The 13,213-nt window shown below is 64.4% G+C and carries 10 protein-coding genes and 1 pseudogene; 9 read left to right on the top strand and 2 right to left on the bottom strand.

All coding sequences use genetic code 11. The features are described from left to right. The first annotated feature begins 97 nt into the window (after nt 1–97). The 9 genes from CSV86_RS19485 (at nt 98) to CSV86_RS19525 (ending at nt 10,248) form a co-directional block, all read left to right on the top strand. Nucleotides 98–1,558: a gamma-aminobutyraldehyde dehydrogenase gene (locus CSV86_RS19485; RefSeq protein ID WP_009403632.1), complete on the top strand. Its 1,461-nt coding sequence runs from the start codon at nt 98–100 to the stop codon at nt 1,556–1,558. A gap of 87 nt (nt 1,559–1,645) precedes the next feature. Beyond that, a complete protein-coding gene (gene ydcS, locus CSV86_RS19490) occupies nt 1,646–2,797 on the top strand; it encodes a putative ABC transporter substrate-binding protein YdcS (protein ID WP_009403630.1) in 1,152 nt (383 codons plus the stop codon). Nucleotides 2,798–3,194: 397 nt separating this feature from the next. Next, nucleotides 3,195–4,232 (top strand): ABC transporter ATP-binding protein, encoded by a 1,038-nt coding sequence (locus CSV86_RS19495; RefSeq protein ID WP_009403628.1) that lies wholly within the window; start codon nt 3,195–3,197, stop codon nt 4,230–4,232. 1 nt (nt 4,233) lies between these two features. Further along, nucleotides 4,234–5,187 (top strand): ABC transporter permease, encoded by a 954-nt coding sequence (locus CSV86_RS19500; protein ID WP_037061538.1) that lies wholly within the window; start codon nt 4,234–4,236, stop codon nt 5,185–5,187. Further along, entirely contained in the window at nt 5,177–5,983 is an 807-nt protein-coding gene (locus tag CSV86_RS19505) for an ABC transporter permease (RefSeq protein WP_009403624.1), read from the top strand. The genes CSV86_RS19500 and CSV86_RS19505 overlap by 11 nt, the downstream gene beginning before the upstream one ends. 28 nt (nt 5,984–6,011) lie before the next feature. Then, nucleotides 6,012–7,436, top strand: coding sequence for a gamma-aminobutyraldehyde dehydrogenase (locus CSV86_RS19510; protein ID WP_009403622.1), 1,425 nt, complete (start codon nt 6,012–6,014; stop codon nt 7,434–7,436). A 9-nt stretch (nt 7,437–7,445) separates the two neighbouring features. After that, a complete protein-coding gene (locus CSV86_RS19515) occupies nt 7,446–9,308 on the top strand; it encodes an FAD-dependent oxidoreductase (protein WP_009403620.1) in 1,863 nt (620 codons plus the stop codon). Nucleotides 9,309–9,664: 356 nt separating this feature from the next. Continuing rightward, nucleotides 9,665–9,919, top strand: coding sequence for a type II toxin-antitoxin system HicA family toxin (locus tag CSV86_RS19520; protein ID WP_009403619.1), 255 nt, complete (start codon nt 9,665–9,667; stop codon nt 9,917–9,919). Beyond that, nucleotides 9,916–10,248, top strand: coding sequence for a type II toxin-antitoxin system HicB family antitoxin (locus CSV86_RS19525; protein ID WP_009403617.1), 333 nt, complete (start codon nt 9,916–9,918; stop codon nt 10,246–10,248). The genes CSV86_RS19520 and CSV86_RS19525 overlap by 4 nt, the downstream gene beginning before the upstream one ends. 34 nt (nt 10,249–10,282) lie before the next feature. Here CSV86_RS19525 and CSV86_RS19530 read toward each other — a convergent pair whose 3' ends face one another. Together CSV86_RS19530 and recJ are read right to left on the bottom strand one after the other, a co-directional pair. Next, nucleotides 10,283–11,389, bottom strand: coding sequence for an NADH:flavin oxidoreductase/NADH oxidase (locus CSV86_RS19530; RefSeq protein ID WP_009403615.1), 1,107 nt, complete (start codon nt 11,387–11,389; stop codon nt 10,283–10,285). A gap of 108 nt (nt 11,390–11,497) precedes the next feature. Then, a pseudogene (gene recJ, locus CSV86_RS19535) lies at nt 11,498–13,206 on the bottom strand (single-stranded-DNA-specific exonuclease RecJ). Nucleotides 13,207–13,213 lie beyond the last annotated feature (7 nt).

Here is a 13,213-nt window from a genome sequence, read left to right on the forward strand (position 1 = left end):
TGTCGACCTGCGCGCTCCGCTCTAGGCTCTGTAAGAAATATCGCCCACCCACGTAGGGCGACAGTTCAAAAAAACAGAACAACAGAGAACTTCCACGATGTCCGGCGCGCACCCGACCTTCTCCACCGCATTGCTGATCGACGGCGAACTGGTTGCCGGCGAGGGGTTGGCCGAGCCGATCTTCAACCCGGCCACGGGCGAAGTCCTGACCCATATCGCCGAAGCCAGCAACGAGCAGGTGGAAACCGCGATCCAGGCCGCGCACCGTGCCTTCGCCGGCTGGTCGCGGACTACGCCGCAACAGCGCTCGAATATCCTTCTGAACATCGCCGATGCCTTGCAGCGCCAGGCCGACGAACTGGCCCGCCTGGAAGCCCTGAACTGCGGCAAGCCGCTGCACCTGGCGCGCCAGGACGATCTGCCGGCGGCCATCGATGTATTCCGCTTCTTCGCCGGCGCGGTGCGCTGCCAGACCGGGCAACTGGCCGGCGAGTACGTACCTGGCTACACTAGCATGGTCCGCCGCGATCCGCTGGGCGTGGTGGCCTCCATCGCGCCGTGGAACTACCCGATCATGATGGCGGCATGGAAGATCGCCCCGGCGCTGGCGGCCGGCAACACCTTGGTATTCAAGCCCTCCGAACATACCCCGTTGTCGATCCTGGCCCTGGCCCCTGCCCTTGCCGAGCTGTTGCCGGCGGGCGTGCTGAATATCGTCTGTGGCGGCGGCGAAAGCGTCGGCAGCCATCTGGTCAGCCACGCCCGGGTGCGCATGGTCTCGCTGACCGGCGATATCGTCACCGGGCAGAAAATCCTTCAGGCCGCTTCCAGGACCGTCAAGCGCACCCACCTGGAACTTGGCGGCAAGGCCCCGGTGATCGTCTGCAACGATGCCGACCTCAAGGCCGTGGTCGAGGGCGTGCGCACCTGGGGCTACTACAACGCCGGCCAGGACTGCACCGCCGCCTGCCGCATCTACGCCCAGGCCGGCATCCACGACAAGCTGGTGGCCGAGCTCGGCTGGGCAGTCAGCAGCCTGCGCTTCGCCAGCAAGCGCGATGCCGACAACGAGATCGGCCCGCTGATCAGCACCCGCCAGCGCGACCGCGTGGCGAGCTTCGTCGAGCGCGCCCTGAGCCAGCCGCACATCGAACGGGTCACCGGCGCCGCCGTGCATTCGGGGGCCGGCTACTATTACCAGCCTACCCTCCTGGCCGGTTGCCAGCAGCGCGACGAGATCGTCCAGCGCGAAGTGTTCGGCCCGGTGGTCACGGTGACCCGCTTCGACGAGCTGTCCCAGGCCGTGGACTGGGCCAACGACTCCGAATACGGCCTGGCCTCCTCGGTGTGGACCCGCGATCTGGACAAGGCCATGCAGATCGCCGCCCGCCTGCAATACGGCTGCACCTGGATCAACAGCCATTTCATGCTGGTCAGCGAGATGCCCCACGGCGGGCTCAAGCGCTCCGGCTATGGCAAGGACCTGTCCAGCGACTCGCTGCAGGACTACAGCGTGGTCCGCCACATCATGGCGCGCCACGGCGAGCACCTGGCCTGAACCCGATTTGCATCACCTAATAAAACGCTGGATCGCTGCACCGTTTGCCAATCTGCCCCGACAACTATTTGAACAAGAGGGAACACCATGTTCGCGCACAAGACCGCCCTGCTCAGTGCCCTGGGCACCGCCCTGCTGGCCAGCGCCAGCCTGCACGCCGCCGAACCGCTGAAGGCCGTGGGTGCCGGCGAAGGCCAGCTGGATATCGTCGCCTGGCCCGGCTACATCGAGCGCGGCGACAGCGACAAGGCCTACGACTGGGTCACCGGCTTCGAAAAGGAAACCGGCTGCAAGGTCTCGGTCAAGACCGCCGCCACGTCCGATGAAATGGTCAGCCTGATGGCCAAGGGCGGCTACGACCTGGTTACCGCCTCGGGCGACGCCTCGCTGCGCCTGATCGTCGGCAAGCGGGTGCAACCGATCAATACGGCGCTGATCCCCAACTGGAAGAACATCGACCCGCGCCTGCAGGACGGCCCGTGGTACGTGGTCAACAAGCAGGTCTACGGCACCCCGTATCAGTGGGGCCCGAACGTGCTGATGTACAACACCAACGTGTTCCCCAAGGCGCCGGACAGCTGGGGCGTGGTGTTCGAGCCGCAGAACCTGCCGGATGGCAAGCCGAACAAGGGCCGGGTGCAGGCGTATGACGGCCCGATCTACATCGCCGACGCGGCGCTGTACTTGAAGACCGCCAAGCCGGAGCTGGGGATCAGCAACCCCTACGAGCTGACCGAAGCACAGTACAAGGCCGTGCTCGACCTGCTGCGCCAGCAACAGCCGCTGATCCACCGCTACTGGCATGACGCGACGGTGCAGATGAGCGACGTGAAGAACGAAGGCGTGGCCGCGTCCAGCTCCTGGGGCTACATGGTCAACGGCCTGAAGGCCGACAACCAGCCGGTGGCGTCGGTGATTCCGAAGGAAGGCGCAACCGGCTGGGCCGACACCACCATGCTGCATGTCGAGGCCAAGCATCCGAACTGTGCGTACAAGTGGATGGACTGGTCGCTGCAGCCGAAGGTCCAGGGCGATGTGGCGGCGTGGTTCGGTTCGTTGCCGGCGGTGCCGGCAGCCTGCACCGGCAGCGAGCTGCTTGGAGCAGAAGGCTGCAAGACCAACGGCTTCGACCAGTTCGACAAGATCGCCTTCTGGAAAACCCCGCAGGCCGAGGGCGGCAAGTTCGTCCCGTATAGCCGCTGGACCCAGGACTACATCGCGATCATGGGTGGGCGGTAAGCCCTAGCCCCGGGTTGCTTTCGAGGGCCCTATCGCTGGCAAGCCAGCTCCCACAGGGACCGTGTGTACCGAGGCTTTGTGGGCTGGCTTGAGAGCCTCATCGCTCACAAGCCAGCTCCCACAGAGACCGCATGTACCGGAGCTTTGTGAGCTGGCTTGAGGGCCTCATCGCTGGCAAGCCAGCTCCCACAGAGACCGCATGTACCGGGGCTTTGTGGGCTGGCTTGAGGGCCTCATGCAGGGTTCGCGGCGCACACAGAACCTGTGGGAGCTGGCTTGCCAGCGATAGGGCCCGAAAGAGCAACCCAAAAACCACCTGCAAAAACACGCACCACCGTCGTCAGTCGTCCAGGCCTGGGCCGCTGCACACACCCACGCCTATTCGGAGCACCGCACCATGACCCTTGCAGTCCAGTTCACCCAGGTTTCCCGCTTGTTCGGCGAGGTCAAGGCCGTCGACCGGGTATCCATCGATATCCAGGACGGCGAGTTCTTTTCCATGCTCGGGCCGTCCGGCTCGGGCAAGACCACCTGTCTGCGCCTGATCGCCGGCTTCGAACAACCCAGCGCCGGCTCGATCCGCATCCATGGCGCCGAGGCCGCCGGCCTGCCGCCGTACCAGCGTGACGTCAACACGGTGTTCCAGGATTACGCCCTGTTCCCCCATATGAGCGTGCTGGACAACGTTGCCTACGGCCTCAAGGTCAAGGGTGTCGGCAAGCAGGAACGCCACGCCCGCGCCGAAGAAGCGCTGTCGATGGTCGCCCTCGGCGGCTACGGCAGCCGCAAGCCGGTGCAGCTGTCCGGCGGCCAGCGCCAGCGCGTGGCCCTGGCCCGTGCCCTGGTCAACCGCCCACGGGTGCTGCTGCTCGACGAGCCCCTCGGCGCCCTCGACCTGAAGCTGCGCGAGCAGATGCAGACCGAGCTGAAAAAGCTCCAGCGCCAGCTCGGCATTACCTTCATCTTCGTTACCCACGACCAGACCGAAGCGCTGTCGATGTCCGACCGGGTCGCGGTGTTCAACCGCGGTCGCATCGAGCAGGTGGACACCCCGCGCAACCTCTACATGAAGCCGGCCACCACCTTCGTCGCCGAGTTCGTCGGCACCTCCAACGTGCTGCGCGGCGATCTTGCCGGCCAGTTGAGTGGCAGTGCGCAGCCCTTCTCGATCCGCCCGGAACATATCCGCCTGGGCGATTCGGCCGTGAGCGGCCAGGTCCAGGTCAGCGGCGTGCTCCACGATATCCAGTACCAGGGCAGCGCTACCCGTTACGAACTTAAACTGGACAACGGCCAATTGCTCAATGTCAGCCAGGCCAACACCCAGTGGCAGGCCGACGCCGCCCAGTTGCAGCCGGGCCAGCGCCTGGCCGCGCACTGGGCCCGCGAGGCGATGACGCCGCTGCAGGAAACCGTGCTGGGCGAGGGCCGCTGAGATGAGCCTGGCCCTGGAAAAACCGGCACCACGCGTGTCTTCGGGATCGCCCATGCGGCGCTTCTCCAACCTGCTGTACCGCAAGCCCAACCTGTACCTGGCGCTGCTGCTGATCCCGCCGTTGATCTGGTTCGGCGCGATCTACCTCGGCTCGCTGCTGGGCCTGCTGTGGCAAGGGTTCTACACCTTCGACGACTTCACCATGGCGGTGACGCCGGACCTGACCCTGGCCAACTTCGCCGCGCTGTTCAACCCGGCGAACTTCGACATCATCGTGCGCACCCTGACCATGGCCATCGCCGTGTCCATTGCCAGCGCCGCCCTGGCCTTCCCCATCGCCTACTACATGGCGCGCTACACCACGGGCAAGACCAAGGCCTTCTTCTATATCGCGGTGATGATGCCGATGTGGGCCAGCTACATCGTCAAGGCCTACGCCTGGACCCTGCTGCTGGCCAAGGGCGGCGTAGCCCAGTGGTTCGTGCAGGTGCTGCACCTGGAGCCGGTGCTGCAATTCCTTCTCGGCATCCCCGGGGTCGGCGGCAGCACCCTGTCGACCTCGCACCTGGGGCGCTTCCTGGTCTTCGTTTATATCTGGCTGCCGTTCATGATCCTGCCGATCCAGGCTTCCCTCGAACGGCTGCCGCCTTCGCTGCTGCACGCCTCGGCAGACCTCGGCGCGACGCCACGGCAGACCTTCATGCAGGTGATCCTGCCGCTGTCGGTACCGGGTATCGCCGCCGGTTCGATCTTCACCTTCTCCCTGACCCTGGGCGACTTCATCGTGCCGCAACTGGTGGGCCCGCCCGGCTACTTCATCGGCGGCATGGTCTACGCCCAGCAGGGCGCGATCGGCAACATGCCGATGGCCGCGGCCTTCACCCTGGTGCCGATCGTGCTGATCGCCATCTACCTGTCCATCGTCAAACGCCTGGGGGCCTTCGATGCACTCTGAAAAAGCTTCGCTGGGCCTGCGTATCGCGGCCTGGGGCGGGCTGGTGTTCCTGCACTTCCCGATCCTGATCATCTTCCTCTATGCCTTCAACACCGAGGACGCGGCGTTCAGCTTCCCGCCCCAGGGCTTTACCCTGAAGTGGTTCAGCGTGGCCTTCTCGCGGCCGGACGTGCTGGAGTCGATCAAGCTGTCGCTGCAGGTTGCCTGCCTGGCCACCCTGATCGCCCTGGTGCTCGGTACGCTGGCCTCGGCGGCGCTGTACCGGCGCAGCTTCTTCGGCAAGGAAGGCATTTCGCTGATGCTGATCCTGCCGATCGCCCTGCCCGGCATCATCACCGGTATCGCCCTGCTCTCGGCGTTCAAGAGCCTGGGCATCGAGCCGGGGATCTTCACCATCGTGGTCGGCCACGCCACGTTCTGCGTGGTGATCGTCTACAACAACGTGATCGCTCGCCTGCGCCGTACCTCGCAGAGCCTGATCGAGGCCTCCATGGACCTCGGCGCCGACGGCTGGCAGACCTTCCGCTACATCATCCTGCCGAACCTCGGCTCGGCGCTGCTGGCCGGCGGCATGCTGGCCTTCGCCCTGTCGTTCGACGAGATCATCGTTACCACCTTCACCGCCGGGCACGAACGTACCTTGCCGATCTGGCTGCTCAACCAGCTCAGCCGGCCGCGCGACGTGCCCGTCACCAACGTGGTGGCCATGCTGGTGATGATGGTGACCATGCTGCCAATCCTTGGCGCCTACTACCTGACCCGCGGCGGCGAAAGCGTTGCCGGCAGCGGAAAATAACCCCGACTTGCCTGACGAGGACTGACTCATGCACACCCAACTGCTGATCAACGGCCAACTGCTCGATGGCGAAGGCCCGAGCCATGACGTACTGAACCCGTCGCTGGGGACTACCCTGGTGAGCATCAAGGAAGCCAGCGCGGCCCAGGTCGATGCCGCCGTGCGCGCCGCCGACCATGCCTTCGACGCCTGGTCGCAGACCGCGCCGAAGGACCGCTCCGGCCTGCTGCTGAAGCTGGCCGATGCCATCGAGGCCCACGCTGAAGAGCTGGCCAGACTGGAATCGGACAACTGCGGCAAGCCCTACAGCGCCGCGCTGAACGACGAGATCCCGGCCATCGCCGATGTGTTCCGCTTCTTCGCTGGCGCCAGCCGTTGCCTCAATGGTTCGGCGGCCGGCGAGTACCTGCCGGGGCATACCTCGATGATCCGCCGTGACCCGGTGGGCGTGATCGCCTCCATCGCACCGTGGAACTACCCGCTGATGATGGTGGCCTGGAAGATCGCCCCGGCCCTGGCCGCCGGCAATACCGTGGTGCTCAAGCCGTCCGAACAGACGCCACTGACCGCCCTGCGCCTGGCGCAGCTGGCCAACGGGATCTTCCCGGCCGGCGTGCTCAATATCGTCTTCGGCAAGGGCCCGAGCGTTGGCGCGCCGCTGGTCAGCCATCCGAAGGTGCGCATGGTGTCGCTGACCGGTTCCATTGCCACCGGCTCGAACATCATTTCCAGCACCGCCGACAGCGTGAAGCGCATGCATATGGAACTGGGCGGCAAGGCCCCGGTGATCATCTTCGACGACGCCGATATCGATGCGGCGGTGGATGGCATCCGCACCTTCGGCTTCTACAACGCCGGCCAGGACTGCACCGCAGCCTGCCGCATCTATGCGCAAAGCGGTATCTACGAGAAATTCGTCGAGAAGCTCGGTGCGGCGGTCTCGACCATCAAGTACGGCCTGCAGAACGACCCGGAGACCGAACTGGGCCCGCTGATCACCGCCCAGCACCGCGACCGCGTGGCCGGCTTCGTCGAGCGCGCCATCGCCCAGCCGCATATCCGTCTGGTCACCGGCGGCAAGGCAGTACCGGGTGACGGTTTCTTCTTCGAACCGACCGTACTGGCCGACGCCCAGCAGGATGATGAAATCGTGCGTCGCGAGGTATTCGGGCCCGTCGTCTCCGTCACCCGCTTCGACGACGAAGCCCAGGTGCTGGAATGGGCCAACGACTCCGACTATGGCCTGGCCTCCTCGCTGTGGACCGCCGATGTCGGCCGCGCCCACCGCGTTTCGGCGCGCCTGCAATATGGCTGCACCTGGGTCAATACGCACTTCATGCTGGTCAGCGAAATGCCCCACGGCGGCCAGAAGCTTTCCGGCTATGGCAAGGACATGTCCATGTACGGCCTGGAAGACTACACCTGCATCCGCCATGTGATGTTCAAGCACTAAGGGATTTTCATGCAGATCACACGACGCGATTTCCTCAACGGCGTCGCCATCGGAATCGCAGCGGGAATGACCCCGCTGCAGATTCTCCAGGCCGCTCCGGACGGGCGCTACTATCCGCCCTCCCTGACTGGCCTGCGCGGCAGCCACCCGGGCGCCTTCGAAGTGGCGCACCAGATGGGCTGGGAGAAAAAGACCTTCGACACCGACGCCCTGCCGATCGCCGAGCAGTACGACCTGGTGGTGGTCGGGGGTGGCATCAGCGGCCTGTCGGCAGCCTGGTTCTATCGCCAGAAACATCCGCAGGCGCGGATCCTGGTGATCGAAAACCACGACGACTTCGGCGGCCACGCCAAGCGCAACGAGTTCAGCGCCGACGGGCGGATGATCATCGGCTATGGCGGCAGCGAGGCGTTCCAGTCGCCGAACCATCTGTACAGCCAGGAAGTGAACGGGCTGCTCAAGGCACTGGGGGTGGAGATCAAGCGCTTCGAAACGGCGTTCGAGCGCAACTTCTACCCGGACCTGAAACTGTCCCGCGCGGTGTTCTTCGACAAGGAGACCTTTGGCGAAGACAAGCTGGTGACCGGCGACCCAACGCCCATGGTGGCCGACGATATCGCCCCGGACCGGCTGAATGCCCGCTCGATCCGCGACTTCATCAACGACTTCCCATTGCCGCAGGCGGATCGCGCGGCGCTGATCGACCTGCACGAAGCGCCCCGGGATTACCTCGCCGGCAAGAGCCTCGAACAGAAAACCAAACACCTGGAGACCACCAGCTACCGCGACTTCCTGCTCAAGGACGTGGGGCTGTCGCCAGTCGCCGTGGCCTACTTCCAGGGGCGCACCAACGACTTCATGGCCTTGGGCATCGATGCAGTGGCGGCCTATGATGCCTACAACTTCGGTTTCCCCGGCTTCGCCGCGATGAACCTGGAGCCGATCAGCGAGGAAGCCCGGGCGGAGATGGAAGAGCCCTACATCTACCACTTCCCCGATGGCAACGCCTCGCTGGCGCGCCTGCTGGTACGCGACCTGATTCCCCAGGTGGCGCCGGGCAAGGGCATGGAGGATATCGTCCTGGCGAAGTTCGACTACAGCCAGCTGGACCAGGCTGCGCACCCGGTGCGCATCCGCCTGAACAGCACGGCGGTCAGCGTACGCAATGTGGATGGCGGGGTGAACATCGGCTACAGCCGTGGCGGGCAACTGGCACAGGTGCGGGGCAGGCACTGCGTGATGGCCTGCTACAACATGATGATCCCCTACCTGCTGCGCGACCTGCCGGCGGAACAGGCCCATGCCCTGAGCCAGAACGTCAAGTTCCCACTGGTGTACACCAAGGTGGTGGTGCGCAACTGGCAGGCGTTCCAAACGCTCGGCGTGCATGAAATCTATGCGGCGACCCAGCCCTACAGCCGGATCAAGCTGGATTATCCGGTGAGCATGGGCGGCTACGAGCACCCGCGGGATCCGGCCAAGGCCATTGGCCTGCATCTGGTCTATGTGCCGACCACACCGAATGCCGGCATGAATGCCCGGGACCAGGCGCGCACCGGGCGGGCGAAGTTGTACGGGCAGAGTTTCGATCAACTGGAAGCGCAACTGCGCGAACAGTTGCAGCGGATGCTTGGCCCGGGTGGGTTCGATCACCAGCGCGACATCCTGGCAATCACGGTCAATCGCTGGTCACACGGCTATGCCTGCTTCACCAACAGCCTGTATGACGACCCGGCACAGACCGAACAATGGATGGAAACAGCGCGCAAGCCGCTGGGGAATGTAAGCATCGCCAACTCGGATGCGGCGTGGAGTGCGTATGCCCATGCAGCGATCGATGAGGCCTGGCGGGCGGTGGGGGAACTGGCCTGACCCCTGAGGGCAGCATCAAATGAGCTGTGGGAGCTGGCTTGCCAGCGATCGGGCCCGACCTGACATCATGATTGCTCAAACCGGCCTCATCGCTGGCAAGCCAGCTCCCACAGGGCCTTGTGTCGAACACAAATCCCATGGCTGGCTCAGGACCTTGTGGGAGCTGGCTTGCCAGCGATTGCGCCCGACCTGACAACATCATTGCTCAAGCCGGCCTAATCGCTGGCAAGCCAGCTCCCACAGGGGCCCGGTAATAAGGCAAACCACAGCTCTTCCGGAAAATTCCTACTCAAGCTATTTCTCTTGCCTACGTCCAAAAGATTGAACCATGCTAGCTGGTATCATAGTTTGATACCATGAATAATCATCAGCTCAGCACCCTGAAGCTACTCTTCAGCAAACCACCCCCGAAGAACCTCGAATGGTCACGAATCGAGTCGCTGTTAGTCAGCTTGGGATCCCAGATCATTGAAGGCAGGGGTTCAAGGGTCCGTTTCGAACTGAACGGTGAAGTCGCGACCTTCCATCGCCCTCACCCCGACAAGCAGGCCAAGCATTATCAGATCCGCGACGCGCGCCGGTTCCTTGAACTGGCAGGAGTGACACCATGAATGTAATGACCTACAAGGGATACGCAGCGCGTATCGAATACAGTGATGAAGACCAGTTGCTAATCGGCCATGTGGCAGGCATTCGCGATGTAATTGGCTTCCACGGAGAGTCTGTCGCTGAACTGCGTAGTGCCTTCGAAGAAGCAGTCGATGACTATCTGGAGACTTGCATCCGACTGGGCAGGGAACCGCAAAAGACCTATTCGGGAAAGCTGAGCCTGCGACTGGAGCCTACTCTACACGCCAGCGTCGCCGCCAAAGCAGAACTGGAGAACAAGAGCATCAATCAGTGGGTGAGTGACGTGTTGAATCACGCGGCCCATGCATAAAAAGGGCAGACCACAAGGCCTGCCCCTCTCGCGTTCAATCCCTCAAATCCGACTCATGAATCGGCTGCTCCCGGCTGGTCGCCCGCTGGTACTGCGCCGGCCAGGTCGCCTTGTTGCCGCCCAGGTCGTCATCGGCATGCAGCGGCCAGTACGGATCGCGCAGCAGCTCGCGGGCGAGGAAGATCAGGTCGGCCTGCCCGGTGCGCAGAATGTGCTCGGCCTGGGCCGGCTCGGTGATCATGCCGACCGTGCCCGTGGCGATCCCCGACTCCTTGCGTACCTTTTCCGCAAAACGCGTTTGATAGCCAGGGCCAGTAGGGATCTCGGCATGCATGGACGTGCCACCGGACGACACATCGATCAGATCGGCACCCAGGGTTTTCAGGCGCTTGGCCAGCTCCACCGTTTCATCCGGGTTCCAGCCATCCTCCACCCAGTCGGTGGCCGAAACCCGCACGAACAGCGGCAGCGACTCCGGCCAGACCTCGCGCACCGCCTCGGTGACCTGCAAGGTCAGGCGAATACGGTTTTCAAAGCAACTGCCATAGCTGTCACGCCGCTGGTTGCTGAGCGGCGAGAGGAACTGATGCAGCAGGTAACCATGCGCGGCATGGATCTCCACCACCTTGAATCCCGCCACCAGCGCACGTTTGGCGGCAGCGACGAAGTCGTCGATGATGTCGCGGATCTGCGACTCGTTCAGCTCGCTGGGCGTGGTGTGCTGCGGGTCGAAGGCGATCTTCGACGGCCCGACCGGCACCCAGCCGCCGTCCTCGGGCTTGACGCTGCCATGCTTGCCGATCCACGGCCGATGGGTACTGGCCTTGCGCCCGGCATGGGCCAGTTGGATGCCCGGGACCGAACCCTGGGCCACGATGAAACGGGTGATGCGTTGCAGTGGCGGGATTTGCGCATCGTCCCACAGGCCCAGGTCCTGTGCTGTGATGCGCCCTTCGGCGGTGACCGCAACGGCTTCGGTGATGACCAGCCCGGCCCCGCCGACCGCACGGCTGCCGAGGTGCACCAGGTGCCAGTCATTGGCCAGGCCATCGACGCTGGAGTACTGGCACATGGGCGAGACGACGATACGGTTCGGCAGGGTCAACTGACGCAGGGTGTAAGGCTCAAGTAACAGACTCATGAGGGCACCTCTCCAGGACTCCGAATGGTGGACCGAACCGAGCGCTCGTTTTTCCCTGTGGCTCAGTGCCGGTCCTACAAAGCCTAGACCAGTTTCCTACCCCCAGATTCAGCGCGGTTCCATATGCGCGATCATCAGTTGCACCGTTTCCTGACCGCGGAACTCGTTTACATCGAGCTTGTAGGCCAGTTCGACCCAGCGCACCGTGGGTTCGGCCAGACGTCACGGTCGATGCCGAAGGCGATGCCGTCGAGCTTCACCGCGCCGCATTCGCTCTTGAGCACCACCTTGAGGTGGCGTTCGCCGACAACGCGCTGCTCCACCAACTGGAACACGCCATGGAACAGCGGCTCGGGGAAGTGCTGGCCCCAGGGCCCGGCGTGGCGCAGGGCGCGGGCCAGTTCGAGATGGAATTCCTCGACCGCCAGGGTGCCGTCGGACAGCAGGCGACCGGTCAGGTCCTCCTCACGCAGTTGCCGGCGCACTTCTTCGTCGAAGGCCTCGGCGAAGGCCGGGAAGTTGTCGGCGGGCAAGGACAGCCCGGCCGCCATGGCGTGGCCGCCGAACTTGCTGATCAGTTGCGGATGACGTGCCGCCACCGCATCCAGGGCATCGCGGATATGAAAACCCGGCACCGAACGGGCCGAGCCCTTGAGCATGCCCTCGCCCGCGTCGGCGAAGGCGATGGTTGGACGGTGATAGCGCTCTTTCAGGCGCGAGGCGAGGATGCCGATCACACCTTGGTGCCAATCGGCCTCGAACAGGCACAGGCCGAACGGCATCGACTCCAGCGGCAGGTCCTTGAGCTGGGCCAGCGCCTCGCGCTGCATGCCCTGTTCGATGGACTTGCGGTCCTGGTTGAGTTCGTCCAGCTGCACCGCCATGTCCCGGGCCAGGGCCTCGTCATCGCAGAGCAGGCATTCGATGCCCAGGCTCATGTCGTCGAGACGGCCAGCGGCGTTCAAGCGAGGGCCGAGGATGAAACCGAGATCGGTAGAGGTGATGCGCCGGTGATCGCGGCGGGCGACTTCGAGGATCGCCTTGAGCCCCGGACGGGCGCGGCCGGCACGGATGCGTTCCAGGCCCTGGTGCACCAGGATGCGGTTGTTGGCATCCAGCGGCACCACGTCGGCGACGCTGCCCAGGGCGACCAGGTCGAGCAGTTCGCCGAGGTTCGGCTGCGGCTTGTTGTCGTAATGCCCCAGGCCACGCAAACGCGTGCGCAAGGCCATCAGCACGTAGAAAATCACCCCGACCCCGGCCAGCGATTTGCTCGGGAATCCGCAGCCTGGCTGGTTGGGGTTGACGATGGCATCGGCCAGCGGCAACTCGTGGCCCGGCAGGTGGTGGTCGGTGACCAGCACCTTTAGCCCCGCAGCCTTCGCTGCCGCCACGCCCTCGACGCTGGAGATGCCGTTGTCCACGGTGATCAACAGGTCGGGTGTGCGCTGCAGGGCCACGGCGACGATTTCCGGGGTCAGGCCGTAACCGTATTCGAAGCGGTTGGGCACCAGGTAATCGACATGGGCCGCGCCCATCAGGCGCAAGCCGAGCACGCCGACACTGCTGGCGGTGGCGCCGTCGGCGTCGAAATCGCCGACGATCAGGATGCGCTGGCGTTTGGCCAGGGCCTCCACCAGCAGATCCACCGCCGCGTCGATGCCCTTGAGCAGGCTGAAGGGCAACAGCCGCGCCAGGCTTTTGTCCAGCTCTTCGGCGCTCTGTACGCCGCGCGCGGCGTACAGGCGGGTCAGCAGCGGCGGCAGGTCGCCAAGGAAAGGCAGGGTCGGGGGCAGCGAGCGGGGTTCGATACGCATGGACTGA

The sequence above is a fragment of the Pseudomonas bharatica CSV86 genome, from assembly GCF_000319305.2.
Lineage (GTDB): Bacteria > Pseudomonadota > Gammaproteobacteria > Pseudomonadales > Pseudomonadaceae > Aquipseudomonas > Aquipseudomonas bharatica.

Bases quoted from the DNA above. Each gene is read 5' to 3' on its own strand.
- CSV86_RS19485 (WP_009403632.1), top strand. From the start codon at position 98: ATGTCCGGCGCGCACCCGACCTTCTCCACCGCATTGCTGATCGACGGC.
- ydcS (WP_009403630.1), top strand. From the start codon at position 1,646: ATGTTCGCGCACAAGACCGCCCTGCTCAGTGCCCTGGGCACCGCCCTG.
- CSV86_RS19495 (WP_009403628.1), top strand. From the start codon at position 3,195: ATGACCCTTGCAGTCCAGTTCACCCAGGTTTCCCGCTTGTTCGGCGAG.
- CSV86_RS19500 (WP_037061538.1), top strand. From the start codon at position 4,234: ATGAGCCTGGCCCTGGAAAAACCGGCACCACGCGTGTCTTCGGGATCG.
- CSV86_RS19505 (WP_009403624.1), top strand. From the start codon at position 5,177: ATGCACTCTGAAAAAGCTTCGCTGGGCCTGCGTATCGCGGCCTGGGGC.
- CSV86_RS19510 (WP_009403622.1), top strand. From the start codon at position 6,012: ATGCACACCCAACTGCTGATCAACGGCCAACTGCTCGATGGCGAAGGC.
- CSV86_RS19515 (WP_009403620.1), top strand. From the start codon at position 7,446: ATGCAGATCACACGACGCGATTTCCTCAACGGCGTCGCCATCGGAATC.
- CSV86_RS19520 (WP_009403619.1), top strand. From the start codon at position 9,665: ATGAATAATCATCAGCTCAGCACCCTGAAGCTACTCTTCAGCAAACCA.
- CSV86_RS19525 (WP_009403617.1), top strand. From the start codon at position 9,916: ATGAATGTAATGACCTACAAGGGATACGCAGCGCGTATCGAATACAGT.
- CSV86_RS19530 (WP_009403615.1), bottom strand. From the start codon at position 11,389: ATGAGTCTGTTACTTGAGCCTTACACCCTGCGTCAGTTGACCCTGCCG.